Here is a 19,501-nt window from a genome sequence, read left to right as displayed (position 1 = left end):
AGTCTAATTTGAAAGCTTCAGTTCCTTCGCCCAAGCCTGAAGCTTCTCCATCTTCCATTCTTCGTTCTCACCCATAATGGAGTAACGCAATCCATTCTCAGTCCATGATATGTTTCGTATGCTCTTCATATACGAACCCTCGGTACCCCGAACTTCCACCTTGGATTCATCGGGCAGCAGTGTATTATCAACATTTTCATCCGGCGCATTGAATACCGTTAGACTCACATCAACCTTGTCGTTGTTGATGTAATACAAGGTCACTTCATTCCTGCCAAACTCTCCGCTTGATGAATACATCTCAATCCGTGATAGTTCCAACTCACCGTTCATATCCTGCAAAAAGGGTTGTCCCAAAGCTTGTTCGGCTTCTTCCAGACTCACTTCCGAACTCTGAGCCAGATCGTTCAGATCCTTCACATCGACTTCCTTGGGGATGTCAATCACGAACGTATCCTCAGAAAATTCCGGATCATATTGTATCGGATCATAGACCATTTCTGACTTTTCATCACCATATGTGCTGATGACTTTAACAATCATCCATGTTTTAGGGTCTACCCAATACTCGGAGGAAATGGATAAGGTGCCCTCTTCCTTCGGCTTCAGCTTAATGTGAATGACTTCCTGTTCATGAAGTTCTTCCTGTCCCATCATATCCACATCATGGGAATCCCGCAACCTTTCCAGCTGATTCACCAGCATCTGTTTTTGAGTCTGTTCAGGCTGTTGTCCCATGGCAGATACGTTCATTGAATACGCCGTGCCCGTCTCTTTTTCGTAAATGGTAATGTTCGTTCCGTCATTGACCGCGTAGCTGATATTGCCATTCTCCTCTGTTTCTGTGCGCTTACGTCCTGTCTCTCCATCGACCCATTCCTTAATGTGCATCGTATGACTCAATTTGTCATCCGACCACATTTTCATTACACCTTCGGCATAGTATGAGGCGGGTTTCGTTTCTGCATGGACAACTTTCTCGATCATCTCATCTCCTGACAGGCCAACCAGATCCTTCTCCGCGCAACCTCCGAGCAGTGACCCTGCAAGTAGGGCTGTACCGAGCATCATCCATCCTTTTTTCATCATTGTCATTCATTCCTCTCTCATTTCGTTTAAGGGCTTTACATCTCAGGCAATCGGCATGCAGCCAGCGTACCTAATCCTTCTGCCGACCACATGCGCATCTCACCTCCATGCTTGATGGCAATCCGTTTGGCTATGCTTAATCCCAAACCCGAACTGCCCGCGTACGCCTTCTCTTCCTGGTTCTGATGTTGAACATAAGGTTCAAAAATACGATTCAGCTGTTCTTCGGGAATAGCAGGCCCTTCATTTTGCACCAGAATTAATGTTGATCCCGTTCTGAAGTTATCTAGCTCCAACACCAGTGTTGATATGATCCATTCTGGAAGCTGCTGATCTGAAGCAATAACACCCAGGCCCACCACACCGTTTGTGCTTGTGTGACGCAGTGCATTGTTAATCAAATTATCTGTCAGACGCATCAGTTGCTCGGGATGAAGCCGGTAGAGGCGGTCTGTGCGGACAACCGTTTTCACATCAATCTGTCCATGCTCGACGAGTCCCCCATAACTTCCGAGAAGCATATCGAAGAACTCTTCTCCTTCCACCTCAACCATGGCCATCTCCAGTTCACTGGAACCCAGCGCCGTATACATTTCAAGTTCACCAATCATGTGCTTCATCCGGTTCACATTACCAAACAACACATCCCGGTAGTCCCGTCTCTCTGAAGGTTCCAGCGGAGTACCAACACTAAGTGCCTCCGCATAGGCACTGATGGACATTAATGGAGTCTTCAGATCATGAGACAGCGAAGCGACCATGAGCTCTTTCTCTTTTTGTTCCTTCTCCACCTCTGTCTGAGTCTGCCTGACTTTCTCCTGCATCGCATCGAATTGCTCTAGCAGCATACCCATTTCATCCCGACGTGCCGCCGGTACGTCATCCATGGGAATTTCCCCTCGCGCAAATGCATGCATTCGGTCCATCAGATGTCTCATCGGACGAAAAAGCTTTCTGGATAGCAGCCAGAGCACCGTGCCATATAATAGAATAAAGAAAACACCGGCGAATCCAATGACCCAAGTTGTCCGAATCGAGATACCTTCCAGCCACTCTCTGCGAAGCATGGTAATCTCGTATATCCCAATCAGCTCGCCTTTTTCCCATACTGGCTTTTTCAGCGTAAACGTACGATGACGAATCTGCATGTCGTACAAATTGCGATATAGCTCCGAACCCCTGACGGTATAGGCTCCGGCTCCAGCAGACAAGGCATCCCCGCCGGATGTATACACCCGGATACCTGAAGGTAAATAGAGATCTACGTTCAATTGATCACTAGCCAGTCCAGAGAGCGAAGCATAGGCATCCGAAGATTGCAGCCGATACAAACCCGGGTCAGACAACCTCTGCTCAATGGGAGCCAGCCGTCCGGATAACTCTATATATTCCGCTACGGAGCGCTGGTCGCTATGGTAGTTGTACAGGGAAATTAGCGCCCATCCTGCAGCGACAGGAAGCAGCATCACAATAAGAAAGGCAATCATCAACCAGTACTTCAGCTTCATTCCACTACCTCTCCTATAAATCGGTATCCGCTGCCCCACACAGTCTGAATCCAGCGTGGTTGATGAGGTTCGTCACCCAGCTTGGCTCGCAGGCTCTTTACATGAACGGTAACCGTACCTGAGCTTCCCGCAACTGGCTGATTCCACACATGTTCATACAGCTCAGCTTTGGTGAATGCACGGCCTGGATGAGAGGATAGTAGCGTGAGTAAAGCCCACTCCTTGCCTGTCAGTACAACATCTTCCCCGCGAATCTGGACCTGTTGATTGAATGGGTCGATCGACAACTCGTCGTTGTATTGTTGATGGGTTGATTCCGGCTTGACACCCTGGTATCTGCGATATCTGCTCAGGTGGGATTTAATGCGGGCTGTAAGTTCTGCCAGGCTGAACGGCTTGGTAATATAATCGTCAGCGCCCAGACCGAGACCCCTGACCTTACTCTCTTCTTCAATGCGCGCACTCATCATAAGCAGCGGAATGTCACTGATCAGGCGGATATTTTTACATACCGTGAACCCGTCCATCTCCGGCAGCATCAGATCTAGCAAGACCATTTGATACGTTCCCTCCCTGAAATCTTCCCAGCTCTCCAAACCGCTCGAAGCCCAAGTTACTCCATATCCCTCACGCCGAAGATGGTCCATCAAAATGCGGGCGATTTCCGGATCATCCTCCACCAGCAATATGTTCACATTGTCTCTCATCGCTGTTTCATCCTCTCATGACTGTATTGTAGCGAAATCCATATACCTCTCCGCAGAGTTTATACTTTCTTCATAAATTCGTTCTTCAATATATGAAACAATACGTACGCAAAAAGAGCCTCCTGAGTTCAGGACGCCCCAATTACATTGGTTGACGCATGTTGTCGTGATATCTTCATCTCTGTGTTATGCATATTATAATTCAAGAAGATACTGCCATTCTCGAACGTCTTCCGAATCAGGCCAAAGTCCTGACTGGTAAAGATGCCCCTTCTTCCAGCTTATTATCGTAGCATGATTGTTTTGACTGTGGCAAACTTTCCCATATTATATTTACTTAAAAAGCTGAAAATATTTACCCTGTAGATGTAAAAGAGAGCATAAACCTTGGCGCGTTTGCCCAAGAATTATGCCCTCTTATTTCTCTATATGTTCTATCCTACATTAGTTCCGATGTTCTCCAACCACTCCAGTTGTCATTAACCGAAACGTCCCATAATGTATTCCTGTGTTAGGCGATTGTCCGGGTTGGTAAAGATATGCTCTGTATTCCCGTGTTCAATCATGCTACCCAAATAGAAATACGCCGTAAAATCCGAAATACGTGCTGCTTGCTGCATGTTGTGCGTTACAATAACGATCCGTAGATCTTTCTTCAGTTCGGAAATTAATTCCTCCACTTTACCCGTAGATACCGGGTCAAGTGCAGATGCTGGCTCATCAAGCAGCAAAATCTGCGGGTCAACCGACAGTGCGCGTGCGATACACAGACGCTGTTGTTGTCCACCAGATAGTGACAAGGCCGACTCGTTAAGTCTGTCTTTTACCTCATCCCAAAGGGCTGCACGGCGCAAGCTTTTTTCCACAATCTCATCCAATGCCTTTTTACTTTTCGTACCGCGATAGCGGGGGCCAAACGCGATATTGTTATAAATAGACTTATGGAATGGGTTGGGCTTCTGCCATACCATGCCGATCTTCTGGCGAAGCTTGATTACATCCGTACCCGGCTCGTTCAGGTCATTGCCATCCATCCAGATATGGCCTTCCGTGCGAGAGCCAGCGATCTCATCATTCATCCGATTCAAAGAACGAAGAAACGTTGATTTACCGCAGCCTGACGGACCAATAAGCGCCGTCACGCTCGCTTCAGGGAATGCCAGACTGATCTGTTTAACCGCCTGGAAATGCCCATAATATATGCTTAACTGTTCCGTACCAAAAGGTATGGCCATGTGGGATTCCTCCTTATTTCGAAGCTGTCATGCGACGGTATACAACCCGACCGATCCAGCGTGCACTTAGATTGAAAGCCAGCACGAGAATGACAAGGACTGCGGACGCACCTGCTGCAACTTCCTTGGAATCTGGGCCAATGCCTTCACTGTTAACTTTCCAGATATGAACGGCCAGCGTCTCTGCTGGACGGAATGGGTTGAGCGGTGATCTAGGGCTCGTTGGATTCCAATCTGTGAAATCTAGCGGTGGACTACTCATCCCTGCTGTAAACATGAGGGCAGCCGCTTCACCAAAGATCCGGCCAGAAGCCAGAATCGTACCCGTAATCAAGCTTGGCAGCGCTACAGGCAGCAAAATGGATGTGATGATCTTCCATTTGGACAAGCCCAGTGCCAATCCTGCTTCCTTCTGCTCCTTAGGAACTGCACGGAAAGCCTGCTCTGTCGTACGTACCATCAGTGGCAAGTTGAAGATCGCAAGCGCCATCGCACCTGAGATTAGGGAGAAGCCCAGGCCAAATGTATTTACAATGAGTAAGAGTCCGAACAAACCGATAACGATCGACGGGAAGGATGACAATACCTCAACGACCAAGCGAATGAAGCTTGTAATACGTCCTGGCTTGGCATATTCCGCCATATAAATTCCTCCGCCCCATCCGAGCGGAATGGTAATAATGAGTGTTAACACAAGCAAGAATATCGAGTTGAAGAGTTGTGGTCCAATACCGCCTCCACCTTTGAGCATTTGCGGTGCACTGGTCAGGAAGTTCCAGTCGATGTGACCGATGCCTCGTGCCAAGATGAAACCAAGTAACCCAAGCAACAATACTACGATGAACAGTGCGAGCACAACGATGACGTAAGTAGCAATTTTATCTACTGTTTTGGCCTTCATTCTCATACCCGGTTTCTCCTTTCAAGCAAGCGAACCAGAATAACGAATACAAAGGTCATTACGAGCAATACCAGTGCCATACTCCAGAGCGCATTATTATGAACCGAACCCATTGTCGTATTACCCATACTTAAGGTGATAACACTTGTTAACGTTGAAGCCGATTCAAGCAGGGAAGTCGGTACATGTGGTGCATTACCGATAACCATCTGCACAGCCAGAGCTTCACCAAATGCACGAGCCATACCCAATACAACCCCTGTCAACAAGGCAGGTAGAACCGTTGGGATGATGACACGATAGATCGTTTGCCAACGTGTAGCACCTAGAGCATAAGAAGACTCACGAAGCCCTTTAGGAAGAGCGGAGAGCGCATCTGCCATAATACTCGTTACTGTAGGTAAAATCATAACAGCCAAAACCAAACATCCAGCTGCGATCCCGACGCCAGCTCCACCGAAAAGAGTACGCATCAAAGGTACAATTACACTCAGACCGATAAATCCATAAACAACGGATGGGATCCCAGACAACAGCTCAATCGCAGGTTGTAAGATCTTTTTTCCTTTGCCCGGTACAATCTCCGTCATAAAGAGTGCTGCACATAGGCTGAGTGGACTTGCAATCAAAGCCGCCAGCAAGGTGGTTGTAAAGGAACCCGTGATGAACGGTAATGCTCCATAGGCTGATGGTTCCGCAGACGGGTTCCACGTTCTTCCGAATATAAATTCACGTAAACTCACGCCATCCCGGAAAAAGGTCGTCAGACCCTTGGACGCCACAAAATACACAATGGAAAACATAACAACGATCAGAAAAACGACACAAATCGACGTATAAATACGACCTGTCCAATCTTCCCAGTAATGTTTCTCTCTCAAGGGCCGGCGAGGTTTCATGTTGCTGTTCATTACCGTTCCCCCTTCGGTCTGTTCCATAACAACCATCCTTCATCGTATAATTAATGTAAAATATGGGATTATTTCATAAACCGCGCAAAGAGGCTGGACCTAGGTCCGCCTCTCTCGCTGTATGAGCAAGTTCAAAGATTATTGAGTCACTGCGCCAGTTGCATCGCGTTTAACTTTCATACCGGATACTGGAATGTAGCCCAGTTCTTTAACGTCTGTCAGTTGAATTTCGTCACTCAGCATGTAATCAAGGAATGCTTTTGTAGCTGCATCCGGCTCGCCTTTTGTATACATGTGTTGGTAAGCCCATACTGGGTATGTTCCAGCTTCAACATTCTCAACGGATGCTTCTACGCCTTCGTATTTCAGGACTGTCAAGCTGTCATCCAGGTAAGAAAGTGCAAGGTATCCAATAGCTCCTGGCGTTTCGGAGACCAATTTCTTAACTGTACCTGAGGAATCTTCTTGAATAGATCCTTGGATATCTTCTACTTTTGTACCCAGTGCGAAGTTCTCGAATGTTGCACGAGTTCCGGAACTACCAGGACGGTTAACGATAACGATTGCTTGATCCGCACCACCAACATCTTTCCAGTTCGTGATTTTACCGGAGAAAATGTCGATCAGTTGTTGTTTTGTCAGATCTGTTACACCTGCATCTTTGTTGCTAACTGGAGCAATAGCGACAACTGCTACTTGGTGGTCAATCAATTCTTTTGCTTTTGCTTCGTCTTCCAACTTCTCTTCAGCAAATACGTCAGAGTTACCGATTGTAGCTTGTCCGTCAGACACTTGTGTCAGACCAGTACCGCTACCGCCGCCTTGCACTTGTACTGTTACGTTCTTATATTCATCAACTGCCATAAATTTCTGTCCAGCTTGCTCAACCAGAGGTTGTAATGCTGTAGATCCAACAGCCAGAATGTTACCGCTAAGCTCAGCAGCTCCTTCTGTTGCAGTGCCTGAACCATTACTTGCAGAACCCTCTGTTCCAGCGTTATTGTTCGATCCACATGCTGCAAGCACGAGTACGAACGACAAGGTCATCAAAATAAACGGCAACTTTTTAAACATAGTTTTGTTTTCCTCCCCCAATTTGGTGATGGCGTTTTGTGAATTTGTTTGTTCACCATCAACTCTTTAATCATTGTAGTGTCGGTATGTCATCTCAAAATCATTGTTTTGTAAACGCAATGTTAAAAATGTAGGCTGTTCATTGGAAATCATTTGGGATTCTATTGTGCGCTAAGTAGGACGCTCCGGGAACGGACGTTGTTTCAATCGCTGTTATCCCCGGATATATATGATTTAATTTTTCCAAGGAAAACATCCGGGGATAAAGGCGAACGCTCCGCTTTTCCATAATCGTTCCGTTCCCTGCGCTATGTCAGCGCTCATCAGGACTCCCAAAACCTTTCAATCTACAGCCTAGGAGGAGGGCAGAAAAGAGCAGACTGACAAAAGAATTATTCCACAGCCAATTGTTAACGGTGTTTAACAATTAGCGATGGAATTCAGGAGAGGCTGGAGTAAGAGTTGTTTCTTCTATATAAGAAAGGCAAAAAGAAACACATGAGAAATTGCACAAAAATTAGCGCTACCCCAGAAAACAATCAGCAATACAAAAAACTGCTCACAGTGAGTGCATCAGCACCAACTGTGAGCAGTTTTATACTAAATTGTTTTTATAACCTAAACATTTACACGAGAACGGAGAGGACAGAAATAACATGGAGGAGTGGAGCGATCGGAAAGTTGTTCTGTCATCGTAGTAGAAAGTGTACCTATTTTAGTTTACTAACCTAGAATCCACAACCATAATGCTAGACCCGCAAGCGTAATTAGCAATGTCGGTATGGTTAAGATTATGCCAACCTTGAAATAATATCCCCATGTGATCTTCACACCTTTACGTGATAACACATGCAGCCATAGTAACGTTGCAAGTGATCCGATTGGTGTCATTTTGGGACCTAGATCAGACCCGATCACATTACCGTAAATTAACGCTTCACGCACAATGCCTTCGGCATTCGAACCATGGATTGCTAAGGCGTTAATCAGCACGGTAGGCAGATTGTTCATCACCGAGGATAACACTGCAGCAATGACACCCATTCCAACAGATGCTGCCAGTACCCCATGTTCTGCGATCGCATCAAGCCAGCGACTCAGATGGTCAGTCAAACCTGCATTACGAAGTCCGTATACGACGATATACATGCCAACGGAAAATACAACGATCGACCACGGTGCTTCCATCACTACCCGCTTCAGATTAACAGCTTCGCTCTTACGCGCAAGCCAAGCAAATAGCAGCGCTACAGCACCTACGATAACCGAAACTGGAATTGGGAGAAACTCACTTAGCGCATACGCAACCAGCAATAGTACCAACATGAACCATGCAATGCGGAACACACGTGGGTCGCGAATAGCTTCCTTTGGATCACGCGCAGCGGTGATATCATAACGAAGCGGTATGCTTTTGCGATAAAACAAAAATAACATCACTGTGCTCGCGACAATGGAAAATATATTGGGCACAATCATCTTCACCGCATATTCCAGAAACGTAATCCCAAAATAATCAGCAGATACGATGTTAACTAAGTTACTGACGACGAGAGGCAGTGATGTTGTATCCGCAATAAAGCCACTGGCCATGACAAAAGCTAGCACCATGCGTTCATCAAACTTGAGCGCTCTTACCATAGCTAAGACGATTGGTGTCAAAATAAGTGCTGCGCCATCATTGGCAAAGAGTGCAGACACAGCCGCGCCAAGCAAGATTGCGTATATAAACAACCTGCGTCCATCGCCTCTAGCAAGCCTCGCCATATGTAGCGCTGCCCACTCGAAGAACCCCGTCTCATCTAGGATTAATGAAATCATAATAATGCCGACAAAAGCTAGCGTCGCGTTCCATACGATGGAAGCGACATCGGATGCATCATTTAAGCTGACAACACCGCAGAGCAGCGCTAGGATCGCTCCACCCATAGCAGACCAACCAATCCCCAGCCCTCGCGGCTGCCAGATGACCAGTGTAATGGTTAAGATAAATATTAAGATGGCTATATAAGTCATGAATCCTCCTGCGCCCCTATCGTGCAATTCTTCTATTATACGATTACACCGCATCCGATACGGAATAACCAGACGATCTAGTTATACAGGGCAACAGGAGGATTGTCTATATTTATTTTCTTGCAGTGGATGGTTAGCGCGTTAAGCCTTCATCTCTTAAGATTTGTCACTCTTCTTCGGCGTATCTTCTACCATCTTGAACATTCCCAGGAGTCCTTGAAGCTGTTCAGCCATGCTATTCAAATGTGCCGAAGATGAAGCAATCTCTTCAACAGATGCTAATTGTTCTTGAGACGAAGCCGATACGGATTCGGTGTTCGCTGCCGATTCTTGCGTTACGATAGAAATATCATTCATCGCTTGCGCTACTTGAGATGCGCCGTGTTCCATCTGTTTCGTTGTTTCAGACAGATCATCAAGTGTATGAACAACGTCTTCTACAGCAGTACGAATCTGAGCAAATGATTGCCCTGATGTATTCACGGCTTGAATACCATCGCCTACACGAGTCTGAGCCGCATTCATCGCATGAAGGGCTGCATCCATATCCGTTCGGATGTTATGAACCAAATCCCCAATCTGTGCCGCAGAGCTTCCGGATTCCTCAGCAAGCTTGCGCACTTCTCCAGCTACGACGGCGAAACCTTTACCTGCATCACCCGCTCTTGCTGCTTCAATGGACGCATTCAGCGCCAGTAAGTTAGTTTGTTTCGAAATGGATGCGATGACGTCAACCATGCTGCCGATCTCTACGGAACGGACATTCAAGGATTGTACTACTGTCGCCAGTTGTTCCACCGTTTCCTGAATGCTATTCATCTGTTCCATCGCTTCACTTGCTGCCTCATTACCCGATTGAGCTGCTCCTGAGGTATGACGCATGTTCGTAGTAATAGACTGGACACGCTCAGACATAAGACGTACATCTTCCGCCATACGGCTCATTTGGCCTGAACCTTCTTTGACACTCTTCACTTGCTGCTCTGCACCTTCGGCAAGCTCCTGTACCGCCAGCGTAGAGTGCTCAATCGCTTTGGTTGTTTGTTCTGCACTAGCGGACAATTCCTGCGAAGAAGCCGATACTTGCTCTGTCGTTTCTTGCACACCCAAAATCATCATGCGTAGATTATCAACCATTCGTTCAAAGTACTTCGCCAGATCACCCACTTCATCTTTGCGACCTGTTTCCATTTTGACAGTCAGATCACCCTTACTTACAGCTCGAGCTGATTCTTGCAGTCGTTTGATTGGACGCAGCATGGAACGCGTAAACCAGATGATAAAGATGAGGGTAAGGAAGGTAGCCGCCAAAATGACAATAAATGTTGCCATGCGAATATCTTTACTCGCTTCGGTTACTTCACTTTTAAACATCGTGCCGGCAATTTTCCAGCCTGTTGCTTCATTAGTTGAGAATATCATCATTTTGGGTTGGTCATTGTAAACGTAATCGAACTGACCCTCTTGCTTCTCGAACATCTCATTTAAGGTGTCGCTTGTATCCTGCGTTCCAGCTTCTACAACTGGAGAAACGACATAATTTTTGTTGGTATCCATAATAATGACGTAGCCTTCTTTACCTACCTTGATGGATGCCTGTTCACGCAGATCTGTCAGATCCATGGAGAGGCCAATTACAGCAGATTGATCAGTCAACGTTTTGGAGATAAATACAACGGCTTTTCCATCCGTATTAAGGGACACATTCGACACGGTGGCTGTGCCTGGCGTGGCCATCGCAAGCTTGTACCACTCGCGTTCCCTTGGATCGTAGGCATCGCCCCGCAAGCTACTTTCCGTCGGTTTTCCCCGAACCATGACTCCCTCTGTTGTACCTACAAAAATATTATTGGCATCTGGATGCAAACCCAGATACTGCTCCAGCTTCGCCTGAAGCTCAGTGCTATCGTTCTCTCCCTTAATTAGGCTTGAATCAAGAGAATCAGCAAAATAATTAATGTCGTTGATTTTATAACTGACTTGGCTCTCCACGATGGAATTCGCCGTACTCACACTTTGCACAGCACTATCCATCAATTGTTCTTGCACGCTGTCCTCAGCAATAATTAACGTCACGAAGCCGATCGCTATACTAGGCAGAATCAGAACCGCCAAGAACGAAACCAATAGTTTGTTTCTTATGTTCCAGACAAAACCTTTCTTTTTACTCTTCTTTTTATTATTTTTTGGTTTGGCCGGTTTAGCTGCTTTGGTTTGCTTTTGATCCTGGCTCATCACGTTTCTCCCCCTCAAATATCTAAATTGCCCTCATTCTCTTTTATGTATGGACTAATCTTAAAGGCCTATATTATATATCGGCTAGAAGGGGGTAATTATTTGATATAAAAATGGACATTGCACGCCAAACAAGCCACCTTCTATACGAAGTGACTTGTTCGAGGCTTCAGGGCATATTGGGTACATGATCATATTTTCAATTCGAATAGGTTGGAGGCTGTGCTGAAGGTTTCCCAAAATAATATCCCTGTGCCAGCTCTATGCCAGCAGAACGGCAAAAATCAAACTCCTCAATGCGTTCCACGCCTTCAGCAAGCACTTGGCCGCCAAATCGTCGAGACATCTCGACAATATGTATGATCTTCTGCTGTTTCACAGGATCATCGTCACAATGATCAATGAGACTCCGATCAATTTTGACAAAATCCGGTTCCAATCGATTCATCAGTTCGATCGTCGAAAATCCGGCTCCCACATCATCCAGCGCTACAGACATCCCGTGATTCCGATATACCTGAAAAATATGTTGCAAGGCATCCATATGCTTAATCGGCTCAGTTTCGACAACCTCAAAGACAAAGTCCTTCGGGTCAAGTCCTAATCGTTCAATCACTTCAAATGTATGTGTTAAGCAATATTCGGGGTTGTATATAGAGGAAGGCAAGAAGTTAACAAAGCGCTTAATTCCTTGTGGCAAAAAAACGGAACTCGTCTCGATGGCGGAGATCCGTGCTGTCCGGTCTAGAAAGGAGTGCAAGCCCGTATCCCGAGCAATCTCAAACAATTCATAGGCATTAAATGATCTTCCATTCTCAGCAGGACGAAGGAGGAATTCATATCCAATAATTTGCTGTGAAGCATCCACAATGGGCTGCATATGGCTACTGAATTTTTTCTCTAAAATAACGGAAACCATATCTGCATGCTTGAACCGATTCTCTAGCAGCCCCAGACTAATCCAGTCTTCCTGGTCTGCCTGCTCTCGCATCGCTCTCACTTGAAACGAGATAACCTCCAATACGGATGGATCCAGTCTCCCGATCTTCTCCAGATCACTCTGCAGCATATCAAGATTGTCAAAATTCACCCAGATATAGATATCTGAATGCTCAATACTCATCCCCTGCGTTTGCAGCGCTTCCAGCAACATGGGGGAAAACGGACGCAGATACAGAGTACCTTGATCCTCAATCGGATAAATTGGACTGCAGCCACTGCAATTCATGTAGGACCCCCTTGCCATTCATTAATGTTATTAGTATATACCCAAAGTTTGTAAATATTATAGCACGGGTGTTGAAATTAATCTCTACTGTTTTGGTGACTTCCTCTATGACGGGAATTGAACTTTCAGCAATCAAAAAGACCGACAGTCTCAAGACTGTCGGTCGTCATTCTGCATATTAGGAAGCAGGAATTATGATTTTCTGTCCAACTTTCAAATTGTGCACATCTTTAATTGCATTTGCCGTTACGAGTTTGCGCCAGTCCACACCATATTTCAAACCGATACGGTACAGGTTATCTCCTTTTTTCACCACATATACAACGTTGTCCTTTGTAGGTTTTTCCGGTTGTGGCTTAGGTGTTGGAGCCGGTGTAGGTGTCGGATTTGGTGCTGGAGTAGGTTCAGCTCCTGTTGTTGGAGTTGTCGCCGTGTCTCCTGTCAATTTCAATCCATACTCAGCAAAACCATCTTCATTTGTGCCGATGAAAGACATCGCTGGATTAGCTTCAACCAGAGCCTTCGCATCTGGGGAAGAAGCAAATACTACTTCGAGGTCATTCAATGCTGCAGCAGTTACACCTGCTGACGGTTTAATTGGTGCCAAAGACCAGTTCCCATCAGCTGTTGGGTTAATCGTTTTGTTCTCACGGATATAATCAATAATCACCTGACGGTTCTCATCCGGAGCGGCCAGAACGATACGTTTACCGTCTGGATTCGCCAACTTGGATGAAGAAGCACGATAGTTGTTAGTAGCTACGATGAACTTTTGTTCTGGATCAACCGGTTTGCCTTCAAAGCTCAAGTCTTTAATTCGGCTTGCCGATTCATTAATAACTGTTGCTTTGGCATCGTATTTTGCCGGTTGTGTCACATCGATCTGATATGTCACCCCATCAATAACGTCAAAGTTATACGTTGGGAAGTCCATATTGATTAATTGTTGCTGGCCACCTTTGGCAGGGTCGATCTGATTGAATTGTCCCGCAGACCATTCGAGCCATTCTTTAAGTTCAGCACCGTTAATTTCAACGGCATGTACCGTATTTGGATATACGTACAGATCCGCTACGTTCTTGATTGCAATTGTTCCTGCAGGAATGTTCGTGTAGTACGAAGCACCTGAACGTCCGCCTGCTTTGAACGGCGCTCCAGCAGACAACACAGGGATATCTTCATACTCTGTTCCTTGCAAATGTTTCTCAACATACCATTTCTGTGCATTGGTTACGATCTGAATGGATGGATCATCCTGAACCAGTGCAAAGTAGCTGTTAATTGGTGCAGTTGTCTCACCAACCGGACCACGAACATACTCAAGCGTACCTTCGTGCTCTTCGTGAACAGCGTCAATGATCTCTTGGTCAGCGTCCACCAACGGTTTTTTGTTCGCTGTGTCATAGATTGGGCGTGCTTCTGTAGAAGAATCTACTACTTTCCACTCGCCGTCTACTTGCTCCAGATCCAGATCGATAATGCCAAGATGATCTCCCCAGAAACCTGGCTCAACAGAAGGAACGCCGTTAATTGTACCTTTTTCAAGGTCTACACCTTTTTTGCCTGCAAAATCAGCACTCGGGAAAATTTTGTGTGCATGTCCAAACAAGATCGCATTAATGCCTTCAACTTGGCTCAGATATAATACGGAATTCTCCATCAGGTCTGTTTGAGGGATATCCTCGAAACCGGAGTGAGGAATAGCCACAATAATGTCTGCACCCTCAGCTTTCATTTGTGGAACGAATTTTTTCGCAGTAGCGATAATATCTTTGGCAATAACTTTGCCCTCAAGATTAGCGCTATCCCATTGCATAATCTGTGGTGGAACGAAGCCAATTACACCCACTTTGATCGTGTGCTCCTTGCCATCTTCGTCCGTTACTTTTTTGTCTAGAATTTCGTACGGTGTGAAGTAGTTCTTGTCATTTGTTTCATCATCATCACCGTCATCGATGTATACATTGGCATTGATATAAGGGAAATTAGCGCCTTCCAGCGTCATATCCAAGAAATCTAGCCCATAGTTAAACTCGTGGTTACCAATGTTCCCTGCATCATAATCAAGCAGGTTCATTGCTTTATATACAGGGTGAGTCTCACCCTTTTTCAGTGGATCAATCTTGGCAACATAATCCCCCAGTGGGTTCCCTTGAATCAAGTCACCATTGTCAAACAACAGGCTATTCTTCGCTTCTTCACGTGCATTTTTGATCAGGGTTGCTGTCTTAGCCAATCCATACTGATCGGTTTCCTTGTCAGAATAATAGTCATAGTTGTGCAGATTGACGTGAATATCTGTCGTTTCCATAATCCGCAATTTAACTTTGGCAGCGTCTGCAGCCGATACAGGTACTGGAAATACCGCAAGCACGTTAAATGCAATCAAAGCGGCAGTCAGGCTTGATAATACTTTCTTACTCTTTTTCAAAATAACCCCTCCCGGTTATGTACATTAAATCATGCATTAGTACGCAAACGAACAAGCGCAGACCAAGATAGATTCCATGGGTTGTGCGTGCTGAGCTTCTGATGAACCCATCAAAACCTCAGGTTAGTTTATCTCACATGAACATCTATTCATATCTGTGCGTGTCGTTTACATTCCAAATAATACCGCAATGTGAAGTCATTGAAAAGCTTTATTTTTTTACGTTATCCGCACATACCCGCATCACTTTACATAATCATGCGTAATTTCGACAAATTTCTCGCACTTTTATGTAAAAACAGTTTACTTCCCTTGCCAAATACGTATATTACACCTATCTTACATGTATATCCATTTTAGAACGATTATGTCTAACCTCAAAAAACCGCGAAGCCACATGGCCTCGCGGTTGAAACCTCTTCCGAAACAGTGCATTGACACATCGTTCGCAAAAGGTGATTCATACGTACGAATCTTATTGTTCCCACACTTGATGTTCATGATCTTTCCCTGTATATTCAATCCGCGTTGGTGTAATGTCCAGAATGACATAATTCGGATCCTGAGGACCGTCAAACCATGCCTTCAATTCATCATTCCACACCTGCTCACGCAAAGCTTCATTCTTCGTAATTTCACACGTTCCTTCAACCTCAACGACTTCTTTGGAGCCACCCGACTCATAACCAAGCAGAAGGCTTACATTCGGATTGTTCTCCAGTTCCTCTACCTTATGAGTACGACGATTCGTTGCGAGATGAATATTCATTCCATCGTTAAACAGAGCCATGTAACGAGATTTGGGTTTGCCATTTTCCACTGTTGAGAAGCTGCAAAACGGATTATTCTCTAATGCCTTTACAATGTTCTGTTCCAATTCAGTCCGGTTCATGGGAATTGCTCCTTTCGGGTTTGGGGAGTTGTATATAAGCCTGTACTTATAGTGTACCCACCTCATCATTGGTGAATCCATGAACCGGACTAGCAAACGTGACAATACTGGAAATTTTATTTGTAAAAATGTTTACATATCAAAGTAGGCACATCTATTTGATTCACTACTGTTAGTTCAGATCACCAAGATAGATCTTGGAGGAATCCTGTGCGAGCAGCATCTCTCCGATTTTTTTCGGATATAAACGAACCTTAGACAAGTCTTCAAGCGCGATCCACTCCACACCCACCTGATGGTTGTCTGGATTAGAACCTTCATAGTTCGTAGCTGCCGGATCTATTAAACTGCATGCAAAATAAAATTCGACCTGATGGTAATCCGCATCCCACTCGGCGAACTCATGATTTTTACCGATATACTCCCGAATGTGCATCAAGTCCCCAACCGCAACTGCTTGTCCAATCTCTTCGAGACATTCCCGCAGTACGGTGTCCTTCAACTCCTCATATTTGTCTTGTCCCCCACCAGGGAAAATATAAGCTGTACCATACTGATCCTCCACACGAATCACGAGCAATCGTCCATCCTGTACAATCACAGCTTTCGCTGAATTACGTATCGGTTTAGTCATGTTTATCTCTCCTACTCATCCATTTGTTCCTATTGCAGACAGGGTAATCCCCTCGGTCTCAAGCATAGCACGAATCTGGCGTGCAAACGTAAGGGCATGTGCCCCGTCACCATGTATACATATCGTCTCCGCTTTAATAGGTACGCTCGTTCCTGCAGTAGTATCAACAAGCCCCTCCTTCACCATACGAAGTACCTGAGCAAGCGATTGTTCTGTATGCTGGATAAGCGCCCCAGCCTGACTACGCGGGGTCAACATACCATCTGCACCATAGGTTCGATCTGCAAATACCTCGCTCACACTACGCAAACCTATGCGATCTGCTGCTTCAATCATCGCGCTGCCTGCAAGACCGTATAGATACAGTTCAGGCTGGACCTGATAGATAGCCTCCGCAATTGCCTCTGCCAAACCAGCATCCACCGCAGCCATATTGTACAGAGCTCCATGAGGCTTCACATGATGCATCTTCCCCCCTTGAACACGGACAAACGCATCCAAAGCACCCAGTTGATAAACCAACATATCATAGGCTTCTCGTGGCGTGATTTCCATGCGTCTTCTGCCAAACCCTTGCAGATCAGGTAGACCCGGATGGGCACCAATAGCGACATGATGTTCCATGGCAAGCTCTACAGTACGTCTCATCGTCCCCGGATCGCCGGCATGAAATCCACAGGCAATATTGGCAGAAGTGATTAAAGGCAGTATCCCTTCGTCCGATTCCATTTGATAGATTCCGTAACTTTCACCTAGATCACAGTTCATATCCACTTGTTTCACCGAAGTTCCTCCATTCCCGCTGCCATCCTACTGCGAATGAAATTCTCAGCCAATCGTAGATGCTTCTCCTGTTCAAGCCATAATATCTCTGCTTCCCTAGATTTAATCCGTTTAAAAGTAACCCTTGTTCCAGGTCTAGCCTGCGCCAAAATAGGTAGATCAACCTTGGCAACCTGACCAAGTACAGGATAGCCGCCTATCGTCTGATGATCTGCCATCAAAATGATCGGCTGACCGTCCGCAGGAATCTGCACTGTTCCATAGGTGACCGCTTCAGATAATCGATTCTGGCCTTGCTTCCGTTCCAGGACAGCACCTTGCATGCGATAGCCCATTCGATCCGATTGAGGCGATACAAGGTAAGGGTCTTCGTAAAATTTTCGTAAGCTTTCTTCCGTAAATCCACGATCCTCTATGCCCGGTACAATACGGATAACAGGCTCCGCGTGGTAGCCAGGCCATTCATTGCTGGAGAAATACCATGCAGTTGCTTTCACATGATGAACATCAGACTTCCGTTTCGTCCCCCAGAAATCCAAGATCATGCTCGCTTCTGTAGAAGGGTTCCCGATACTCAGCTTGTCACCATCACGCAATGCGCGTCCATTGATACCACCAATTCCGGTCTTCAGATCTGTACTCCGACTTCCCATGATCACAGGTACATCGATGCCACCTGCAACCGCCATATATGTTCGAAGCCCTGAGCGACATCGTCCGAATCGTAAGACTGCTCTGGCAGGAATTACAATGGGTCGCCACATGGGAATATCTATATCATCTACCATTGCTGACAGATCAGCTCCGCATAAGGAGATCAACTGGTCTTCCTCGAATCGGAGCTCTGACCCTGTCATCGTCATCTCAATTACGGCTGCATTCCGAGTATTGCCCACTAACATGTTAGACACCCTCGCAGCAAAGGTATCCATAGCTCCTCCGGGATGAATCCCGTATCGACGTTGTCCAAATCTACCTTCATCCTGAACGGTGGACAACAGACCTGAGCGGATCACTTCCATGCTCATGACTTAGCCCCCTGATGTTCGAAATACTCTTGAATGGATATAGGTGTGAAGCGAACCCGATCCCCCGCAGACAATAAACTAGGTGGATTGTTATCCGGACGAAACAATGCGATTGGGGTTCGCCCAATACATTGCCACCCCCCAGGAGTCGCGAGCGGATATATACCCGTTTGCTCACCGCCGATTCCAACTGTGCCAGCTTCCACACGAAGTCTTGGCGTTGCCCGTCTCGGTGTGGCAATACGCGCAGATAGTCCACCCAGATAAGGAAACCCCGGGGCAAACCCAAGCATTTGTACCAAATATTCACCTGCCGTATGAATAGCAATTACCTCATCTGGCGTTAATGCATGCACTGACGCTACATATTCGAGGTCCGGCCCAAACTCCCCCCCATAACATACAGGTATCGTAACCGTTCTGGTTTGTTTGGGTGATACCGATTGTAATCCTTGTAAAGAGGTGAGGAGGAGGTTACGCAAGTATATGTAAGGGGAGGAGGTTGATGCATCAGCTCGTGAGCGTTGGTATAATCCACCTATTTCTATTATCGTAGATGTAGAATCTAGACTGCTAGACATATATTCCATCAGCAGATACGGGTCGTAGAAAAGTGTGACCGATGCAAATGATGGAACAGCCTCTATTAATCCTGGTATAAGCATATGATCCAACATGGAGCAGACGGACATCACTCGCTGGTGAACCTCATCGGAGATCATATCCCCGCAACGTATCATTATTCCTGACTCACTTATAGGAGACAACATCTCTTCGGTCCATAAATACATTGGTGTATTCAAGCTCTCTCCTCCTCACCTCAGATTAG

At 46.0% G+C, this 19,501-nt stretch carries 16 protein-coding genes; all 16 read right to left on the bottom strand.

Annotation, left to right across the window (positions count from 1 at the left end):
- Positions 1-3 precede the first annotated feature (3 nt).
- The gene (locus MH215_RS20030; RefSeq protein ID WP_239292996.1) at positions 4-1,089 is read right to left on the bottom strand and encodes a LolA family protein; all 1,086 of its coding nucleotides are present in this window, start codon (positions 1,087-1,089) and stop codon (positions 4-6) included.
- Between the two features lie 35 nt (positions 1,090-1,124).
- Entirely contained in the window at positions 1,125-2,597 is a 1,473-nt protein-coding gene (locus MH215_RS20025) for a sensor histidine kinase (RefSeq protein ID WP_239292995.1), read from the bottom strand.
- Entirely contained in the window at positions 2,594-3,304 is a 711-nt protein-coding gene (locus MH215_RS20020) for a response regulator transcription factor (protein ID WP_239292994.1), read from the bottom strand. The genes MH215_RS20025 and MH215_RS20020 overlap by 4 nt, the downstream gene beginning before the upstream one ends.
- A 479-nt stretch (positions 3,305-3,783) precedes the next feature.
- Entirely contained in the window at positions 3,784-4,539 is a 756-nt protein-coding gene (gene pstB / locus MH215_RS20015) for a phosphate ABC transporter ATP-binding protein PstB (RefSeq protein WP_056703901.1), read from the bottom strand.
- Positions 4,540-4,552: 13 nt separating this feature from the next.
- The gene (gene pstA, locus MH215_RS20010) at positions 4,553-5,440 is read right to left on the bottom strand and encodes a phosphate ABC transporter permease PstA (protein ID WP_239293122.1); all 888 of its coding nucleotides are present in this window, start codon (positions 5,438-5,440) and stop codon (positions 4,553-4,555) included.
- Between the two features lie 2 nt (positions 5,441-5,442).
- The gene (gene pstC / locus MH215_RS20005) at positions 5,443-6,378 is read right to left on the bottom strand and encodes a phosphate ABC transporter permease subunit PstC (RefSeq protein WP_239292993.1); all 936 of its coding nucleotides are present in this window, start codon (positions 6,376-6,378) and stop codon (positions 5,443-5,445) included.
- A 111-nt stretch (positions 6,379-6,489) separates the two neighbouring features.
- Complete coding sequence (locus MH215_RS20000) at positions 6,490-7,425, bottom strand: phosphate ABC transporter substrate-binding protein PstS family protein (RefSeq protein ID WP_239292992.1); 936 nt, start codon at positions 7,423-7,425, stop codon at positions 6,490-6,492.
- Between the two features lie 723 nt (positions 7,426-8,148).
- On the bottom strand, positions 8,149-9,441 hold the full coding sequence (locus MH215_RS19995; protein WP_239292991.1) for an arsenic transporter: 1,293 nt from the start codon (positions 9,439-9,441) through the stop codon (positions 8,149-8,151).
- Between the two features lie 156 nt (positions 9,442-9,597).
- On the bottom strand, positions 9,598-11,676 hold the full coding sequence (locus MH215_RS19990; RefSeq protein WP_239292990.1) for a methyl-accepting chemotaxis protein: 2,079 nt from the start codon (positions 11,674-11,676) through the stop codon (positions 9,598-9,600).
- 199 nt (positions 11,677-11,875) lie between these two features.
- Complete coding sequence (locus MH215_RS19985) at positions 11,876-12,904, bottom strand: EAL domain-containing protein (RefSeq protein ID WP_239292989.1); 1,029 nt, start codon at positions 12,902-12,904, stop codon at positions 11,876-11,878.
- A gap of 178 nt (positions 12,905-13,082) precedes the next feature.
- Entirely contained in the window at positions 13,083-15,335 is a 2,253-nt protein-coding gene (locus tag MH215_RS19980; RefSeq protein ID WP_239292988.1) for a bifunctional 2',3'-cyclic-nucleotide 2'-phosphodiesterase/3'-nucleotidase, read from the bottom strand.
- Between the two features lie 475 nt (positions 15,336-15,810).
- Complete coding sequence (locus tag MH215_RS19975; protein WP_145050166.1) at positions 15,811-16,227, bottom strand: pyridoxamine 5'-phosphate oxidase family protein; 417 nt, start codon at positions 16,225-16,227, stop codon at positions 15,811-15,813.
- A gap of 172 nt (positions 16,228-16,399) precedes the next feature.
- Positions 16,400-16,861, bottom strand: a complete 462-nt coding sequence (locus MH215_RS19970; RefSeq protein WP_239292987.1) for an NUDIX domain-containing protein — start codon at positions 16,859-16,861, stop codon at positions 16,400-16,402.
- A gap of 15 nt (positions 16,862-16,876) precedes the next feature.
- A complete protein-coding gene (locus MH215_RS19965; RefSeq protein WP_239292986.1) occupies positions 16,877-17,644 on the bottom strand; it encodes a LamB/YcsF family protein in 768 nt (255 codons plus the stop codon).
- Positions 17,641-18,672, bottom strand: coding sequence for a 5-oxoprolinase subunit C family protein (locus MH215_RS19960; protein ID WP_239292985.1), 1,032 nt, complete (start codon positions 18,670-18,672; stop codon positions 17,641-17,643). Before MH215_RS19960 ends, MH215_RS19965 begins: the two co-directional genes overlap by 4 nt.
- The gene (gene pxpB / locus MH215_RS19955) at positions 18,669-19,475 is read right to left on the bottom strand and encodes a 5-oxoprolinase subunit PxpB (RefSeq protein ID WP_481857458.1); all 807 of its coding nucleotides are present in this window, start codon (positions 19,473-19,475) and stop codon (positions 18,669-18,671) included. The genes MH215_RS19960 and pxpB overlap by 4 nt, the downstream gene beginning before the upstream one ends.
- Between the last annotated feature and the right edge of the window lie 26 nt (positions 19,476-19,501).

The organism is Paenibacillus sp. ACRSA, assembly GCF_022346845.1.
Taxonomy (GTDB): Bacteria; Bacillota; Bacilli; order Paenibacillales; family Paenibacillaceae; genus Paenibacillus.
The sequence above is the reverse complement of the archived record's forward strand: the minus strand, read 5'-3'. Positions and strand labels throughout refer to the sequence as shown.

Excerpts from the sequence above, each read along its gene's own strand:
- MH215_RS19975 (WP_145050166.1), bottom strand. The coding sequence starts at position 16,227 with ATGAACCGGACTGAATTGGAACAGAACATTGTAAAGGCATTAGAGAAT.
- MH215_RS19960 (WP_239292985.1), bottom strand. The coding sequence starts at position 18,672 with ATGAGCATGGAAGTGATCCGCTCAGGTCTGTTGTCCACCGTTCAGGAT.
- MH215_RS19970 (WP_239292987.1), bottom strand. The coding sequence starts at position 16,861 with ATGACTAAACCGATACGTAATTCAGCGAAAGCTGTGATTGTACAGGAT.
- MH215_RS20025 (WP_239292995.1), bottom strand. The coding sequence starts at position 2,597 with ATGAAGCTGAAGTACTGGTTGATGATTGCCTTTCTTATTGTGATGCTG.
- MH215_RS19985 (WP_239292989.1), bottom strand. The coding sequence starts at position 12,904 with ATGAATTGCAGTGGCTGCAGTCCAATTTATCCGATTGAGGATCAAGGT.
- pstA (WP_239293122.1), bottom strand. The coding sequence starts at position 5,440 with ATGAAGGCCAAAACAGTAGATAAAATTGCTACTTACGTCATCGTTGTG.
- MH215_RS19990 (WP_239292990.1), bottom strand. The coding sequence starts at position 11,676 with ATGAGCCAGGATCAAAAGCAAACCAAAGCAGCTAAACCGGCCAAACCA.
- MH215_RS20020 (WP_239292994.1), bottom strand. The coding sequence starts at position 3,304 with ATGAGAGACAATGTGAACATATTGCTGGTGGAGGATGATCCGGAAATC.
- pstC (WP_239292993.1), bottom strand. The coding sequence starts at position 6,378 with ATGGAACAGACCGAAGGGGGAACGGTAATGAACAGCAACATGAAACCT.
- MH215_RS19995 (WP_239292991.1), bottom strand. The coding sequence starts at position 9,441 with ATGACTTATATAGCCATCTTAATATTTATCTTAACCATTACACTGGTC.
- MH215_RS20000 (WP_239292992.1), bottom strand. The coding sequence starts at position 7,425 with ATGTTTAAAAAGTTGCCGTTTATTTTGATGACCTTGTCGTTCGTACTC.
- MH215_RS20030 (WP_239292996.1), bottom strand. The coding sequence starts at position 1,089 with ATGATGAAAAAAGGATGGATGATGCTCGGTACAGCCCTACTTGCAGGG.
- pstB (WP_056703901.1), bottom strand. The coding sequence starts at position 4,539 with ATGGCCATACCTTTTGGTACGGAACAGTTAAGCATATATTATGGGCAT.